Genomic DNA, 15,933 nt, shown 5'->3' on the forward strand with positions numbered 1-15,933 from the left:
GGCGTTATTTTTCTGTGGCATGGTGGATCAATCGTGAGGATTTCGATGTCGTCTGCTTAATGCCACACCAACGCCCCGGCCGTGGCGATCTAGATATTGGGAGTTGTTATGTCGCTCAGTCGCGCTGAAATGTACGACCTTTCGATATTCCTGCTAATCGTACAGTATCGCAGTTTTAGAAAGGCGGCGGACAATCTCGGCGTAACCGCATCAGCACTCAGCCACAGGGTAAAAGCACTTGAGGAGCGACTTGGCGTAAGGCTGCTGAACCGTACAAGCCGAAGTGTTGCTCCAACAGTGGCTGGAAGCGCGCTTGCCGAAAAAGTGAGTGCTGGCCTCGATCTTATCAATTCCGGCTTGGAAGAACTGCACGGGCACCACGAAGGGACCGCCGGTAGTGTGCGGTTGAATGTACTGCGCGATGCGTCAACTTTACTTCTGCGCCCGGCATTGCCGATCTTCTTGCAGCGCTTTCCCAATATCGAACTGGAGATTGCCGTCGACGATCACTTCGTCGACGTGACAGCGGAAGGCTTCGATGCCGGTCTCAGATATGGTGGCACGATACCGGAGGACATGATCGCCATTCCATTGACGGCGCCACTCAAGTGGGTGGTCGTCGGCGCACCGGCTTACTTCGAGCGCCGCGGTCGGCCGGAATTGCCTGACGATCTTCATTCCCATCAATGTATCCGCATCCGCACGGGGCGAGGGCAGATTTACAAATGGGAATTCGAGCAGGGCGACGATCGGCGCGAGATCGACGTTCCTGGCTCACTCATCTCAAGTGAGTCTGCCTTCGCCATCAATGCTGCGATCGACGGTATTGGTCTGTTTTATTGCTTGGAAAAGCTCGCGAGCCCTCACCTTGCGGCTGGACGGCTGGAAGTGGCACTGCCGCAATGGTCGTCAATCGGCCCACCATTGTCCATGTACTATTCGAGTCGCCGGCAACTGCCCTTCGGGATCAGCGCCCTTGTTCAACTGATACGCGAACTCAATCCGCTGAAATGAACTTTGCGGAGGCCGGACCATGGGTGACAATCAATTGGCCATCGATGAGCACAGCTCACTGATCTGATTACCTATCACCCATTGATTCATTAATCGACGATGCTATTCAATCTCTCGAATGCTGCGCGGCCGATGGACCGGAATGGCGCATGCAATGCAAATACGAGGCTTGAATGTACGTTGCAGATGCCAAGAGATACGACGCGATTGCCTACCGCCGCTGTGGTCGGTCCGGGCTGAGGCTCCCGCCGATTTCGTTGGGGCTGTGGCAGAACTTCGGTGGTCAAGATGTCTTCGAGACCGGCCGGTCGGTGATCCGGCGTGCCTTCGACAAGGGCGTCACTCATTTCGACCTGGCCAACAATTATGGCCCGCCCTACGGGTCGGCGGAAGAGAATTTCGGACTGGTCCTCAAAAAGGACTTTTCGAGCCACCGCGACGAGATGATCATCTCCTCGAAAGCCGGTTGGGATATGTGGCCGGGTCCTTATGGCGCGGGTGGATCCCGCAAGCACCTGCTTGTTTCGCTCGAACAGAGCCTGAAGCGAATGGGTGTCGAATATGTCGATATCTTCTATTCCCACCGCCCGACACTGGATGTTCCGCTCGAAGAAACCATCGCCGCGCTCGTGCAGATGGTGCGGCAAGGCAAGGCGCTCTACGTCGGAATTTCATCGTATGGGCCAGAGCGGACGCGGGAGGCAGAGCGCATCCTGCGCGCTGAAGGCATTCCCCTGCTTATCCACCAACCCTCCTACTCGATGCTGAACCGCTGGATCGAGGACGGGTTGCTCGATACGCTGGAAGAGCTTGGCGCCGGCTGCATCGCTTTTTCGCCTTTGGCCCAGGGGCTGTTGACATCAAAGTACCTGAACGGCGTCCCGGACGGCGCGCGTGCGGCGCGTGGCGGCTCGTTCGACACAAAGTTGCTGAGTGATGCAAACATAGAGCGTGTCCGCGGACTGAACGCGATCGCAAGCGACCGCGGGCAGACACTTGCCCAGATGGCGATCGCGTGGACCTTGCGAGATCCACGCGTAACGAGCGCGCTGGCGGGCGCGCGCAACGTGGCCCAACTCGATGATTCCCTCGGCGCTTTGGAGAAGCTCGAATTCAATACCGAGGAACTCCGCAAAATCGACGGGTACGCAACCGAGGGCGGCGTCGACCTCTGGCGAGCTCAATCAAAGGCAGCCTGAGGAGACGATGGCATCGGCCCGCGGCGCGACAGGCCCGATCAAATCCCTGAAGGAGCAAGACCATGGAGTATCGCAAGCTTGGCAATAGCGGCGCCGTCGTCTCGGCCTATTGCCTCGGCACCATGACTTTTGGACACGAGTCCGACGAAGCTACGTCGTTCGCGCTTATGGATGATTATGTCGAGGCCGGCGGCAATTTCATCGATACGGCCGACGTCTACAGTGCCGGCGTGTCAGAGGAGATTATCGGCCGTTGGCTCAAGAGCAAGCCCGGAACCGCCAAGGATCTGGTGATCGCCACCAAGGGTCGTTTCCCCATGGGCGCGGGACCGAATGATCTCGGCCTGTCCCGCAAGCATCTCGGGTCAGCGCTCGATGCCTCGCTCAAACGCCTGGGCGTCGAGCAGGTTGATCTTTACCAGATGCACGCCTGGGACGCGCTGACGCCGCTGGAGGAGACGCTGCGCTTTCTCGACGACTCGATCCGTAACGGCAAGATCGCCTATTACGGGTTCTCCAACTTCCTGGGCTGGCACCTGACCAAGGCGGTGTGGCTGGCCAAAGCCAATGGCTACACACCACCCGTGACGCTGCAACCGCAGTACAGCCTGCTGGTCCGCGACATCGAACATGAGCTTGTGCCGGCCTCGCTCGACGCCGGTATCGGCCTCCTGCCGTGGTCGCCGCTGGGCGGCGGATGGCTTTCGGGCAAATACAAGCGCGACCAGGTGCCGGCGGGCGCCACGCGCCTTGGCGAGAATCCCACACGCGGCATGGAAGCGTTCGCCGCCCGCAACGCCAGGCCGATCACCTGGAACGTGATTGGCGCGGTGGAAGATACCGCGAAAGCGCTTGGGGCGAGCATGGCGCAGGTGGCGCTGGCATGGGTCGCCGCGCAGCCGGCGGTCACGTCGGTTATTCTCGGGGCCCGGACACGAGAGCAACTGGCCGACAATCTCGGTGCGGCCAAGCTGAGGCTGACGGACGAGAACATTGCCAAACTCAACGTGGCGAGCAAACCGGAAATGTCGGAATATCCCTATGGAACGGGCGGCATAAGCCAGCGCGACCGCAAGATCGAGGGTGGCCGCTGACTTCGGCGGCACGCCAACCGCATCGATAAACATCAAAGGAGGCCAGCATGTCCGCATCCGATACCCCAGGCAAGCGCATCGTCTTTACCGGCGGCACCGGCAAGGCCGGCCGGCACGCTATTCCCTACCTGCTGGAGCGCGGCCACGAGGTGCTCAACCTCGATCTGGTGCCATTCGCCCACCCCGGTGTCAGGACGTTGATCACCGACCTCACCGACAGCGGGCAGGCCTTCAACGCGCTGTCGATGCATTTCGACAGCAGCGGGCTCACCACGGGCAAGGGGCCTACGCCGGTGGATGCTATCGTGCATTTTGCCGCCATCCCCGCCTTGTTGCTGCGCCCCGACAACGTCACCTTCCAGGCCAATGTCGCTTCGACCTACAATGTCATCGAGGCGGCGACAAAGCTCGGCATCCGCAAGATCATCATCGCCTCGAGCGAAACCACCTATGGCATCTGCTTCGCGGAAGGGGACAAGGACCTCCACCAGTTTCCCCTGGAGGAGGATTACGATGTCGACCCGATGGACAGCTACGGCCTGTCCAAGGTGGTGAACGAGAAAACGGCGCGCGCCTTCGCCATGCGCTTCGGTACAGACATCTATGCGCTTCGCATCGGCAATGTAATCGAGCCGCATGAATACGACCGGTTCCCGAGTTTCGTCGCCGATCCACCGTCGCGCAAACGAAATGCCTGGAGCTACACCGACGCGCGCGACCTGGGTCAGATCGTCGATCTTTGCGTCCGTAGGGACGGTCTCGGCTTTCAGGTATTCAATGCCGTCAACGACACGATCACCGCCAATGAGCCGACCGAGGCCTTCTTGAGGCGTTGGTGCCCTGATGTGCCGCTCACCCGCCCGATGGGCGAATTCGAAGCGCCGCTGTCCAACCGCAAGGCGCGCGAGGTACTCGGATTCCGCGAGGAGCATAACTGGCGGAAATATGTCTGACGAAGGCGCCGGCGCGGTGTGGGAGTACCGGCCGTTCGTTCCGCTCGTCCTGGGGGCAAAACGACACCCGAGAACTCAAAGCACAGCCGTCGCGACGAAGAAATGGAGTAGGATCGTCAGCGCACGCTGATGATCTCTGCGATCGGACCAGAGTCCGAGGCAGCATCGATCATCGCCCCGGCCGCTTCAGAGCGCTTTTCCAAGACGGAGCGAACTCTGGATCTGCACGTGGGTCATCGACAAAGGAGACCCTTATGAATGTTGGTTTCATTGGACTCGGGCGCATGGGTGCTGGAATGGCAGCCAATCTTTTGAAGGCCGGGCATGACGTTACCGTCTACAACAGGACGCCCGGCAAGGACGAAGAGCTCGTCCAGATGGGCGCCCGGTCTGCCGCCGAGGTTGCGGAAGCCTGCGATGGCGAGATCGCCGTGACGATGCTGGCAGACGACCATGCGGTCAAAAGCGTGGTGTATGGCGACCAACGCATACTTGCGAGCCTGGCCAAAGGCGCGATCCATGTCTCCTCCAGTACAATTAGTGTTGCCTTGGCGGGGCGGCTCGCAGCCGATCACGCCGCAGCCGGCCAACGCTTCGTCGCCGCTCCCGTGTTCGGTCGGCCTGAGGCTGCGGCGGACGGAAAGCTCTTTGTCGTTGCCGCCGGCGAGTCGGAGGCGGTCACAACAGCGACTCCGTTCTTCGACGCCGTTGGGCAGAAGACTTTCGTTGTATCCGAGACGCCCAAGGCCGCCAATCTCGTGAAACTCAGCGGCAATTTCCTGATCGCTTCGGTCATCGAATCACTCGGCGAGGCGCTTGCACTTGTCGGTAAAGGCGGCGTCGATCGACATCAGTATCTCGATATGCTCACCTCGACGTTGTTTGGCGCTCCTGTCTATAAGACCTATGGCGGGCTGATCGTCGATCGAAAATTCGAGCCGGCAGGCTTCGCTGCACCACTCGGCCAGAAGGACATCCGGCTGGTGCTCGCGGCGGCCGAAGAGCTGCGCGTACCGCTTCCCATCGCCAGCCTTCTGCGTGACCGCTTCCTGAGCCTGCTCGCCCATGGCGGCGACAATCTCGACTGGTCGGCACTTGGTTCGCTTGCAGCAAGAGATGCTGGGGAGGCAGCAAAGTAGGGACCCGCGATTCCGCGCCAGCAAAGGCAGACCAGGAGGTGGCCCCCTGTCCAAGGATCGACCTGACTGCGCATTTCATTCAAAAAGGATCGCAGACCGGGAGCGCTCTTGGGCGGCCACAGCTTTCTTGGATACTGCCCTGCGCGCCGCTGAACCGCTCGACGTGGCCAAATCGACGATCGCTGAGCACGCTCTTCCTTGTTCGGACCACTCCCGTTGGCTCAGCCGCACGAGATGCTCGCCGAACTGCGCGAGGACAATGCAACGCTGGTCGCGAGCATGCGCTCGATGCACGATCTCTGCGACGAATATGGCGATGTGGCCACCGCCAGCCTTATGGAAAACTGGATCGACGAGGGCGAGAAGCGCGTCTGGTTCCTATTCGAGACGCTGCGCGGCACTAACGGATAACGCATTGCCGCCGCGCGGCGACGGGGTCAGCTCGAATTAGCCAACGGTTTGAGGATGCTCGCCATGACTGCTTCGATCCGACCGGTCTATGGCAGGGAAAATGCAGACTTCCCCCTTGCCACATGAGCGCCCAACCATCCCATTTGCACGTCGTTGCCGCCGATCACCGCACGGATCGCTCAGCGCTCTTTCGGCGCCAGAATTTCTGTATTAGGTGTGACGTGTGTCTTGGATGAGAAGGAGAATCGACGCGCAAAGGGCCCAAATGTTTTCTTTCGAACGCCATGAGCTTAGCCGAGATAATTGAACTCACCTGTGAATATTTTCGGGTAGCCTTTGATATACATTAATATGGTGGGCCCGGAGGACGTATTCAAACCTTTGATTTTATTGCTTTTTTCGTGGGCCAAAATCTGAAGTCTTCCCGTATCGTTCCGTCGAAGCCAAACAGCGAGCACCTCCGCGTTTGCATATGGCAGGAAGGAGCACGCGGCTGCCGTGTCGGAGCGAGGAGAGCCTCTTTGCCGCGGCGAAGGCAGATCGCCTTCGCCGCGACCGTCATTCGCAATCGGCTATTTGACGTCCCGTGACCAGAGATCCGGCGTGTCCTTGATGGTGGCCGGCGTCACAACGCGCCCCTTGGCAAGGCAGCCATCCGGTCCGCACTTCGGATCCTCGCCCTTCTTGATGGCGATGAGGACGCGAACGGCTTCCTTGGCCTGCAAATACGCATCCCAGGTTGGTTGAGACGTCGATGTAGCCATCTTCCATCGGCTTCACCGCCGCCGACAGGAGGTCGTTGGTTGCGAGCCACATATGCTTCGGCGCGCCGGTCGGTGCCCATCGCCCAGCCTTTTCCAAGGCGGCCTGGATTGATGGAAACGCGAAATCGCTCGCCGCGAACACACAATTGGCCTCCGGCTTCGCCGTCAGCGCATTGGTGAGACCCGAGAGAAAAAGCTCGGGATTCCATTCCGTCGGTACCTGGAGAACCGTCTCGTACTGACCGGTCTCCTTGCCGACTTCATTCCAGCCCTTGCTCCGGTTGACGGCATTGATGTCGGTCAGCATGCCCTGAAGCTCGATGCACTTTCCCTTAACGCCAGCCTTCTTCAGGATCTCAGCGAAGGCCAATCCAGTGCTGCGCGCCTGGTCGTAGCTGTCGCCCCCGACATGCGCGGTCGGCTTCCCACTGGTGGAGCCCCGGTCGAATGTGACGAAAGGTATTCCAGCGTCCTTTGCCGCCTTGATTGACGTCCCGATCGCACCCGAGTCGAAGGCACGGGCGATGATGACGTCGACGCCGGCAGTGATCAAATCATCAATGTTCGCCGCCTGACGGGCAGGATCGGCATTTGCGACGTTGATCGTCCATTCGAATTCCAACCCGGCAGCCTTGCCCTGCTTTTCTCCCTCGGACTTCAGGAAGGTCTCCCATGCCGTCTCAAGCGTGGACTCCTTGGTGTCCAACGAGAATCCGACCTTCAGCGGCTCGGCATGAACTGGTGACAGGCTTACGAAACCCAGCAGCAGCGCAGCACTCAATATGTAACGTTTCATTTGTTCCTCCTTTGGTTAGTTGGCTTGTACGCATATCCAGAACGGACCCGACTAGGGAGCTGTCCTCCATCTGAGCGAAACGCGTCCGCTCTTCAGTGCATCCGCATACATCGCTGCGAAGATCACGGCGCCACCGACAAGCCGATAGGAATAAGGCGTGGCACCGAGATGGGTGAGACCGTTGCGGATCATCTCGAAGATGAATGCCCCGGGGATAATGCTGAAAAGGATGGTTCCACGGCCACCGAGAAGGCTGATGCCGCCCACAACGACCGCCGCGAGCGCCGTGAACTCGACGCCGCTGCCGAGCCAGGGACTGACCGCACCGTTCTGAACCGTGGTGAGAATGCCGCCCACGGACGCCAGCACACCGGCAAGCACGAAGCTGAGGAAGCCTGCCCGATCAACCGGCAACCCGACCTTTCGCGCAATGGCGATATCGTTGCCCATTGCCACGAGTTGTCGACCGAACGCCGTCTTGGCATGGAGCAGATGCACGCCGACAAGAATGACAACCATGATGAGGATATCGGTCGGAATGGGGCCTAGCCGAGCATTGCCCAACACGCGAATTGGCTCGGGCAACGGGACCAGGAGCGCATCCGTCAACGACAGCGCAATGCCTCGATAGGCGATCATCGTGCCGAGCGTCGCAATGAGGGAGTTGACCTTGAGCACCGAAACGATGGCGCCATTGACCGCGCCCAGATGCGTGTCTGCGACCGCTATCTGATCATCAGTCGTGGACGGTTGATCGGAGAACTGCCGGGATCGGCGACCAGTGGAGAGTTGATGCAATCGATCTCGGCGATCAACTGAATGTTAGGCGAAGTCATGATTATCAAACGCACCATGGAAGGACTCGTCAAGTATGGGTTCTTCGTTGTTCTGGGCGCAACGTTCCTGCTGTTTTCCGTTCTGACAGAGCATTTCCTGTCCGGCGAGAATATCTTGAACATTTTCCATACGATGGCGCCACTGGCGATCATTGCCTCGGGTCTCGGCCTCGTCATCATCTCGGGCAGACTGGATATTTCCGTCGGCTCGACCGCATTCCTGTCATGCGCGGTCGGTGCGCTTCTCATGAAGGATCATGGCCTCGACCCGATCCTTGCTACGTTTGTCGTCCTGCTATGCGGCGCGTTTCAGCTCCTCGAGTTCCGAAGAGACGATCAGGCAGCTGCAGCCCTGGTCGGCCAGCTCGACGATGAGTTTCATGATTTCCGCCTTCGCGCTCACGTCGAGACCGCGCGTTGGCTCATCCAGCAGGAAGAGACGCGGATTGGTGGCCAGCCAGCGGCCAAACACGACCTTTTGCTGATTGCCACCGCTCAGCGTACCGACGCTTTGCTCCGCGTTCGAAACTTTGATCTGAAGTCGTTTGCCCTTGGCGCTTACTGTGCAATGACTTTGAGCAGCATATTCTTTGGGCCGAGTACTGCAGGATGATGCAGTCGCTGGCACTCAACATCCCCAGCCATCAGACCGAACTCGACCTGCCACGGTCGGACGACGTCCGGATCAATGATCCTGCCCCGGTCATGCGCGCGGCTGGCGACGCCATCGAACTGACGCGGATGACATTTAGCTTTCCGCCTTCCGGATCGAAAGGCGGACCCATTTTCAACTTTCGCTCGGAGGGGCGCCAGTTCGGCAACAGCAAACGCTGTCTCATTCCGGCGTCGGCCTTCTTTGAATTCACAGGCACGAAATATCCCAAGGCGAAGCACAGATTCACTCTCAACGGCGCCCCGTTCATGGCGATCGCCGGATTGTGGCGCGAAGGGTCTGGCAACAAGCCACCCACCTTTACAATGCTGACGACCGAGCCTGGTCCGGACGTCGCCCCGTATCACAATCGGCAAGTCGTGGTGCTGCGGCCGGAGGATTGGTCGGCATGGATTGGTCTCAGCAAATCGGAGGCGGAACTGTTACGACCGCCGGCCGCCGGATCGCTTGCGGTCGAGACCGTGCGGGAGGAAAGATCGTGACGCCACTGCATTCCGTGGGAAGAACGCTCGGAAAAATATTAAGAGACGCACATTACTACTCGATACTGTTGTAACGACGAACGGTCTTTTCAATCAGAGAACAAGTCTTGCCCCCTGAGATTCAAGCTAAGCTGCTCGCCTCAATGAACGCTGGACGGCTGGTGGTCGTCTGCGGTGCGGGCCTTTCCATGACACCGCCAAGCAATTTGCCTTCCGCCCGTCGGGTTGCTGAAATGTGCTTTGACGAATACCGCCTAACGGCTGATCCCAATTGTGACATTGCGCTGCGGGAAAACCTTGAGGGACTTGCCGAGCACTTCGTTGGAATGAACACTCTGGAGTCGGTCTTCATCGAGCGCATAGTACCGTGGAAGGCGTTCACCAGGCCGTCCAACCCAGGGCATGCGGCAATCGCAGACTTCCTGATTACCCGGGCATTCACCGCAGGCATTTCGACGAACTATGACACCTTGATCGAACGATCCGCGTGGGACAATGGCTTCGATTTTCGTGGGTCATTGGATGGGGATGAAGCGAACATTCAAGCCGCAAAGCAAGGACCGCTTCTCAAGTTTCACGGATGTGCTCTTCAAGATCGACTTTTCACGGTCTGGGCGCCGTCGCAACTGGCAGAGCCGAAGATCGCTGCGCGTATCGAGAAGAGCAAAACCTGGATGGCTGCCAACCTGCGGCAGCGCGACCTTCTTGTGGTCGGCTTCTGGTCGGATTGGACCTATCTCAACGCCGTCATTGGATCAGCACTAAAGGATGTTGCGCCTCTGTCAGTAACTGTCGTCGACTTGTCCGATGCGCAGCAGCTTGAACAGAAGGCGCCGGATCTTTGGGCGCTCGCACATGGCAACAATGTCACCTTTGAACATCTCCGCGAGTCCGGTGCCGATGTCCTGGATGAGTTGCGCCGCGCATTTTCAAGGAACTTCCTCCGCCAGATGCTTAACGCTGGCCGAGCCGCATTCGAAGATGACATCGGCGGCCAAGGCGACCCTAACTGGTTTGAGGTCTCCGACCAGAATTCTGAAACACTTTATGGCTGGCGCCGAGATGCCGAAGGCGTTCCGGCCGGGGAGCCAGCCGCCCAACTCCACCCGATCAATTGTGAGGTGCTCGGCTACTTCCACCTCTTACTGCGTAGGGCCGGCGCACAAGAGCACCCCAACGGATATGAATTGAACGGCCGGACGATCCGAGTGCTAAATGGCGCCGGAGCGTTGTTAAGCAAGATCCAGTCTCGGTTTGTCGAAGCCCCACCACTACCGGCGGCAGATGTAGTTGTAGCAGTCGGTGCGACCGACCTTGGTGTCCCGGCCAATGTGGTTCGGCGTGGTCAGGTGGGAAGTGTCGTTCGGCCTGCAGCCGGGGGAGCATGGCTGGATACAACGCGCGCCAGAGCGGAGTTGAACGTTTGATGGATATCCAAACCCAAGCCGAAATTGTCCTGCGCGACGCGGGCTATGAAACCTGGTCGTGGACCGGCTCTCCGCCGTTGGTGGCCTGCTTTGAAAATCAAACGGTGATCGGATTCGTCCACGTCTTCGATTCTGGAGCGGACCTGATCCGAAGGTGGGAGATTGATCAGCAGACGGTTCTCGCGCGCCACAGCACCGCCCTTCGTTCAGCGGGTTTGAAGGCTTGGAATGTCTACTCGATCTTCCTGACAGCCGAGCAGGCCTCGCCGCACGAGCAGCGTGCTGTTGAGCGCATCGAGGAAGATTTTTCGCTTGCCCGGAAGATCGCCCGAACCGCCGTTCGTACGCCACAAGATGTTGAGCGTGTTTTGCTTCCCTTGATTGGCGTGAAGGCCCAGCCGCTGCTTGGCGACGCGAATTTCGAAGCTCGCCTTCGATCCCGACTAAAGGACATTCCGGCCGACGCAGTCACAGCGTTCCTAGCGTCCACAAAAGCCGAAGACGTCGCGCGCATCCTGGGGGATCAATGATGAGACTGCATTCTGTGGAAGTCTGTGGTTTTCGGGGCTTCCGCGACAAGCTCCATATCGCCTTTGGAGCCGGCTTCACCATTCTGAGCGGACGAAACGGCGTGGGCAAGAGCACACTGTGTGACGCAGTGGAGTTTGCCCTAACTGGCAAGATCGACAAGTACAAGGTCGAGACATCCGCCAAGGAGTCGATCAGTGACTATCTCTGGTGGCGTGGCGATGGGACGCCGGCGGCTCACTATGTCACCACGGTCTTCATTCAAGATGATGGCACTCTATTCGATATCACTCGCACACGGGAAACCGGGTCCAATCGGACCGATGAAGAGGTGCGAGCTGTGTTGTGCTCGGGGCCGGCCCCCGACGACGCCCTCATCCAGCTGTGCAAGACGTCGATCATTCGCGACGAATGGATTGCTGCCCTGAGTCTCGATCTTACTGAGACCGAGCGGTTCGAACTCGTTCGGTCCGCGCTTGGAGCTGTCGAGGGGGCTGACTTCGGCGGGAAAGCCAAGGACGTGTTGGCGAGCGCCGAGGCCAGCCAAGATAAGTCGGATAAGATCTATGAAGCTGCTCGTGGCCAGTTAGCGGACAGGCTTACCCAACTCTCCGAAGCTCAGGATGCGGCGGCACGCGCAGGCGACGTCGCGGCCGCTATGCAGGTCCTTAGTGCCGTCACGCAAGATGGATCCTCCGACCTGCTGAGTCGCTTGGCGGCTGGAAGACGTATGCTCGCAGACCGACGAGCTCGGCTTGGCCCAATGGGAGAAGCTGTCCAGATGGGCCGAGAAGTCTCCGCTCTTCGTCAGGCCTTCGGATCACCTGACAATGTCCAGCGGCGCTCAGAGGCACGTCAAGCGCTCGCGAACGCAACTGTCGTTAAGGAAACCGCCGACAACGCCGTGGCCGACGCCAAGCTTCAGCTGGCGCGTGAAGAGCAGGCCGACGCAGTTGCGGCATCATTGACCCTGCTCGTGGAGCATGGTGAACGCCTTGGACTCCACGACGATCATTGTCCGTTGTGTGCCGCAGCTAGAACCCACGACCAGTTCGCTGCTGGCTTGGCGATCGCGCGCGCTAGGATCGAAACACTAGCTTCGGGCGTCAGCCAGGCCCGCGATGCTCTGAGGGTGATCGCCGCAGCGGCGGAGCAACGTCGTCAGTCGTTGGCTGCAGCTCAGGCCCAAGCTGCCGCCTTCGATGAGGAAGAGGCTCGTCTGCGAGCGCGCGAGGAAGCCCATGTGGAGTTTCTCGGTCTTCACGATCTGGGCTTCCAGTTTGCCCAAGATGCAGATGGCCTCGAGCATGAGCTGCTCGCGGAGCGGGATCGGTTGATCAATCTTGAGCGTGCTCTGCTGACACTCGAAGCTTCACAAGCGGTTTCCCGCATCGCCGCCTTGGAAGACCAGGTCGCGGCGCTCCGGACTGATGTCGACTCTGCTGCCGATCTAATCGCGATTTCACAAGCTGCGGTCGCCTCAGCCAAGGTCATCGAACGCGCCGTGCGGCGCGTCAGCGCGGAGATCATTGATGAACGGCTTGCGCAGATCAGCCCACTCCTGAACGAACTCTACCAACGCCTGCGACCACACGCAGCCTGGCGGACGATTGACTATCGCGTTCGCGGCGATGTCCGTCGTTTCCTCAGCCTGAAGGTCGGAAACGATCTCAATCCTCAGTTTGTATTCAGCAGCGGTCAACGTCGCGCTGCCGGCCTGGCGTTTTTGTTGTCAGTTCATTTGGCCCGCGCTTGGACACCGTGGCGAACGCTGCTTCTTGACGACCCGGTACAGCATATTGACGACTTCAGGGCTCTACAGCTCGTGGAGGTGTTGGCTGCATTCCGCCTAGATCGGCGTCAGATTATTTGCGCGGTCGAGGACGCAGACCTCGCCGATTTGCTATGCCGACGATTGCCGAGTACCGCCGAAGAGCCTGGTCGTCGCTACGACATAGACTTAGGCCCTGACGGTGCGGCAGTTGTAGCTGTGGCGGCTGCAATCCCACCTATGGCAGTCGACGTCTTGCGGAGAGGTTCGGGACTTCAGGCCGTTAGCTGATCGAAAGCTAACCACGCGGCGTCGTGATTCACTGGTCGACGTCGTCGAATATCGAGCGCGTCTGCGCTGCCGATCGTTGGTTCCATGGGGCATCAGTTTTCTCGGATACCGCAGAAATCTGGGTCCAGTCCGCATTATCGTCCTTTTCGCTGTCTCGCTCCTCCTTTCGCTCGGCAACTCTCTTTGTTTGTGCGGTGATCGTCCTGCGGGCAGCGTTGATTAGATCGGCGGTTTCGTCATCAGGAGAAATTCCTTCGAGTTTATCGAGCGCGCTTGAAATCATGTCGAAATGGCTGTCCGGCTCCTCGTCGAGATCGGCTTCGTCCGCAAGTTCGGCGATACGCTCGGGCAGGTTTGGCAAACTGTGAACGCGAAGTTCCGTCGCCGTGGATAGCACCTTTCAAGGGTGCGGAGGTACCCAGGACCCCGACCCGCAGCAGCTTGGCAGTCCTATACTGCCCGTAGATAGACCACAAAGGGGTCCTGCATGCCGACCCTCCTGCGGTCGGGAGGCGGCTTCACGATTAACCACGTCGTGGCGATTCACCTAGTCGAAGGGCGAGCGCTTTTTCCTTACAGGAAACACTGCGGCCGAACATCATGATCTGAATGAAGAACTCCTGCGCGGACTTGTTCCTGCGACAGCAGGCTGGTCCCATCGCCGGATGGATAGCGACGCGTTTTGCGAGCGGTTGGGAACAAGATTTCACCACGGGTGTTATGGGGCAGTGACCGTCCGATGAAATGAAGCCAAGCGGCCGTCGGAGTTGCAGCCATTGAAAAGAGGAGGAACATAATGGGTTTCTTCGGCAAACTGTTTTCTGGCCTCAGCCAAAAGACAAGACACGGGAAGAAGGTAAGCGGAGACATGCGCAAGGCCACCGGGGCGGGACCCGCAATGGCCGCGCACTCCAAGGACGCCAAGACCACCGCGGCCACTGGCCAAAACCCGGCCGCTGCAAAAGAAGACAAATCGAACTGACGGGAGAGACTCGCACGGATTGGGTCGATCAGGTCTTGTGGTCGTTGGACGATCCGTTGACGAACACGCCAATCTCGTGGCATCGCTCTACGTAGACATCGGCGACGAGGTGATGCCTGCTATCACCGTCATCAAGCGGCTGGACAACGGTCGCCTCCGAGTCAGCATTCCGTCCTATAAATTCCCGTATTCAATCGAAACGCCTCGGCGGCTCGGTCACCGTCGACATCGGGTCGATCACGGGCTTGAAGAAAGCACTGCCCCGCACGAAACCATTGCGCGACATTCAGGACTAATGGAAACGGCCAACGCGAAGAAAGCCCGCCGGCCGGAGATCGCCCTATCAACGATCACGGAATCGCCCCGTATTTCCCCCCAAAAAAGACGAAAATCACCCCGATCGACCGATTCTTCCGGCCGTCAAAAATGGGGCTATCTCCCTTCCCGACGCTTTTCGATCTCATAAGATAGCCAACGACAGAACATTCCGACAATCGACGCGGTGGCACCGCCGAGTAGACAGGCGAGCAGGAGGAAACTTCTCGAAGCGCTCGACCAACTTACGATGGCCAAGAGGATCACGCTCACCATTGAGATAACATAGCCTATGCCCTTGAGCATATGCAATGAAGCTTTTGTCATTCCGGGGCATCCATCATCTGAGCGGTGCAGTGAGGTCATCGAGCATGCAACGGCATCTGCCGCGTCCGACTGGCTCGGCTAACCGTTGGGCCTGCGACGCCTTCCTAAACGCTTCCAACGCCGACCTAGGCGTTCATGTTCCTCACATAGGCCAACATTCGAGCCGCGTTCTGGCAGTTGATTTCCTTCTTGTTCCGCCATTGGCTGTCGAGGGCCTTTGTGGCCTCGCCGATTGATGAACCGATCGCAGTCCACCCACCCACAAAGGTCACTTTGACAGGAAGAACGGCAGCCATCGCGTCACCTCCAATTTCTCGACGGCACATAACGCCGGTGCCGGAAATTTGGTCGCGAGAGTTGGAACTTAAGTTAGCCGTGTGCGTATCACAGCCATGAGCGCACGCGGATCCAACTTTTTTCATCAGTGGCTTAGCAACAACCTGCCCGAGACGGCCGGTGCGGATATCATCTCCGTGAGCGAATTGACCCACAAGCTATTTGCTGACGCCAAAGCGTTAGGCATCGGCAGCAACGAGATCGAGGAAGACACTGGAAGCGTCTACGAGGCGATCCTTGATGCGATCGTTCATCACGACGCTGGCTTGGGGACTGACGTAGTTGGAAGAGAGACAGGATGATAGCCCAGGATAAAAGTGAGTCGTCTTTACCGCTGGAGCCGAGTTGCATTTGCCGCTACGAAACGCCACCCTCCGGGATGTGCTCAATACGCAGAAATGTGACGCCTCGGCGATTCGTCTCGTTGTCGAAGAGCGCTACATCGTGACGCGAGCCATTGAGGTTAGGTCGGATTTAATGTCCAGAGTGAAACACCCGCCTGCACAACCCCAGATCCCGTCCTTGATCGGGCGCTTGAGGCGTCCTTTCGCGATTGTCAGCCTTATCACCAGCCGATTCCACTGAGCGACATCAT

At 58.8% G+C, this 15,933-nt stretch carries 17 protein-coding genes and 1 pseudogene; 13 read left to right on the forward strand and 5 right to left on the reverse strand.

Annotated elements, in window-relative coordinates; all coding sequences use genetic code 11:
• Positions 1–108 precede the first annotated feature (108 nt).
• The 6 genes and pseudogenes from BPNPMPFG_RS11955 to BPNPMPFG_RS11980 all read left to right on the forward strand — a co-directional run.
• Positions 109–1,014: a LysR family transcriptional regulator gene (locus tag BPNPMPFG_RS11955; RefSeq protein ID WP_258595555.1), complete on the forward strand. Its 906-nt coding sequence runs from the start codon at positions 109–111 to the stop codon at positions 1,012–1,014.
• A gap of 173 nt (positions 1,015–1,187) precedes the next feature.
• Positions 1,188–2,213 carry an L-glyceraldehyde 3-phosphate reductase gene (mgrA, locus tag BPNPMPFG_RS11960; RefSeq protein ID WP_258595556.1) on the forward strand — a complete coding sequence of 342 codons (1,026 nt, stop codon included), beginning with the start codon at positions 1,188–1,190 and terminating at the stop codon, positions 2,211–2,213.
• A gap of 62 nt (positions 2,214–2,275) precedes the next feature.
• The gene (locus tag BPNPMPFG_RS11965; protein WP_136616857.1) at positions 2,276–3,307 is read left to right on the forward strand and encodes an aldo/keto reductase; all 1,032 of its coding nucleotides are present in this window, start codon (positions 2,276–2,278) and stop codon (positions 3,305–3,307) included.
• Between the two features lie 47 nt (positions 3,308–3,354).
• The gene (locus BPNPMPFG_RS11970; protein WP_258595557.1) at positions 3,355–4,260 is read left to right on the forward strand and encodes an NAD-dependent epimerase/dehydratase family protein; all 906 of its coding nucleotides are present in this window, start codon (positions 3,355–3,357) and stop codon (positions 4,258–4,260) included.
• A gap of 254 nt (positions 4,261–4,514) precedes the next feature.
• Positions 4,515–5,399 carry an NAD(P)-dependent oxidoreductase gene (locus tag BPNPMPFG_RS11975; protein WP_258595558.1) on the forward strand — a complete coding sequence of 295 codons (885 nt, stop codon included), beginning with the start codon at positions 4,515–4,517 and terminating at the stop codon, positions 5,397–5,399.
• Positions 5,400–5,624: 225 nt separating this feature from the next.
• A pseudogene (locus BPNPMPFG_RS11980) lies at positions 5,625–5,810 on the forward strand (ferritin-like domain-containing protein); the annotation flags it as partial.
• Between the two features lie 558 nt (positions 5,811–6,368).
• On the opposite strand, the gene BPNPMPFG_RS11985 reads toward BPNPMPFG_RS11980, so the two are convergent.
• From BPNPMPFG_RS11985 to BPNPMPFG_RS11995, 3 genes are all read right to left on the reverse strand, one after another.
• Entirely contained in the window at positions 6,369–7,370 is a 1,002-nt protein-coding gene (locus BPNPMPFG_RS11985) for a sugar ABC transporter substrate-binding protein (protein ID WP_258595559.1), read from the reverse strand.
• A 51-nt stretch (positions 7,371–7,421) separates the two neighbouring features.
• A complete protein-coding gene (locus BPNPMPFG_RS11990) occupies positions 7,422–8,168 on the reverse strand; it encodes an ABC transporter permease (RefSeq protein ID WP_258595561.1) in 747 nt (248 codons plus the stop codon).
• Between the two features lie 333 nt (positions 8,169–8,501).
• A complete protein-coding gene (locus BPNPMPFG_RS11995) occupies positions 8,502–8,834 on the reverse strand; it encodes an ATP-binding cassette domain-containing protein (protein WP_258595562.1) in 333 nt (110 codons plus the stop codon).
• Between BPNPMPFG_RS11995 and BPNPMPFG_RS12000 the strand changes: the two genes are divergently transcribed.
• From BPNPMPFG_RS12000 to BPNPMPFG_RS12015, 4 genes are all read left to right on the forward strand, one after another.
• Complete coding sequence (locus BPNPMPFG_RS12000; RefSeq protein ID WP_258596723.1) at positions 8,768–9,361, forward strand: SOS response-associated peptidase; 594 nt, start codon at positions 8,768–8,770, stop codon at positions 9,359–9,361. The two genes, BPNPMPFG_RS11995 and BPNPMPFG_RS12000, sit on opposite strands and share 67 nt — an antisense overlap.
• 188 nt (positions 9,362–9,549) lie before the next feature.
• Positions 9,550–10,788: an SIR2 family protein gene (locus BPNPMPFG_RS12005; RefSeq protein WP_258595563.1), complete on the forward strand. Its 1,239-nt coding sequence runs from the start codon at positions 9,550–9,552 to the stop codon at positions 10,786–10,788.
• A complete protein-coding gene (locus tag BPNPMPFG_RS12010) occupies positions 10,788–11,318 on the forward strand; it encodes a hypothetical protein (protein ID WP_258595565.1) in 531 nt (176 codons plus the stop codon). Before BPNPMPFG_RS12005 ends, BPNPMPFG_RS12010 begins: the two co-directional genes overlap by 1 nt.
• Positions 11,315–13,378: an AAA family ATPase gene (locus BPNPMPFG_RS12015; protein ID WP_258595567.1), complete on the forward strand. Its 2,064-nt coding sequence runs from the start codon at positions 11,315–11,317 to the stop codon at positions 13,376–13,378. Before BPNPMPFG_RS12010 ends, BPNPMPFG_RS12015 begins: the two co-directional genes overlap by 4 nt.
• Positions 13,379–13,406: 28 nt before the next feature.
• Here BPNPMPFG_RS12015 and BPNPMPFG_RS12020 read toward each other — a convergent pair whose 3' ends face one another.
• On the reverse strand, positions 13,407–13,739 hold the full coding sequence (locus BPNPMPFG_RS12020; protein ID WP_258595569.1) for a hypothetical protein: 333 nt from the start codon (positions 13,737–13,739) through the stop codon (positions 13,407–13,409).
• A 435-nt stretch (positions 13,740–14,174) separates the two neighbouring features.
• On the opposite strand from BPNPMPFG_RS12020, the gene BPNPMPFG_RS12025 reads away from it, so the two are divergent.
• Both BPNPMPFG_RS12025 and BPNPMPFG_RS12030 read left to right on the forward strand, forming a co-directional pair.
• On the forward strand, positions 14,175–14,360 hold the full coding sequence (locus BPNPMPFG_RS12025) for a hypothetical protein (RefSeq protein ID WP_258595571.1): 186 nt from the start codon (positions 14,175–14,177) through the stop codon (positions 14,358–14,360).
• 76 nt (positions 14,361–14,436) lie between these two features.
• On the forward strand, positions 14,437–14,826 hold the full coding sequence (locus tag BPNPMPFG_RS12030) for a hypothetical protein (protein ID WP_258595573.1): 390 nt from the start codon (positions 14,437–14,439) through the stop codon (positions 14,824–14,826).
• Positions 14,827–15,127: 301 nt separating this feature from the next.
• On the opposite strand, the gene BPNPMPFG_RS12035 is transcribed toward BPNPMPFG_RS12030, so the two are convergent.
• A complete protein-coding gene (locus tag BPNPMPFG_RS12035) occupies positions 15,128–15,298 on the reverse strand; it encodes a hypothetical protein (protein ID WP_258595574.1) in 171 nt (56 codons plus the stop codon).
• A 96-nt stretch (positions 15,299–15,394) separates the two neighbouring features.
• On the opposite strand from BPNPMPFG_RS12035, the gene BPNPMPFG_RS12040 reads away from it, so the two are divergent.
• Positions 15,395–15,640 carry a DUF768 domain-containing protein gene (locus BPNPMPFG_RS12040; RefSeq protein ID WP_258595575.1) on the forward strand — a complete coding sequence of 82 codons (246 nt, stop codon included), beginning with the start codon at positions 15,395–15,397 and terminating at the stop codon, positions 15,638–15,640.
• The last annotated feature ends 293 nt before the right edge of the window (positions 15,641–15,933 follow it).

This window comes from Mesorhizobium sp. AR07, assembly GCF_024746815.1.
Classification (GTDB): domain Bacteria; phylum Pseudomonadota; class Alphaproteobacteria; order Rhizobiales; family Rhizobiaceae; genus Mesorhizobium.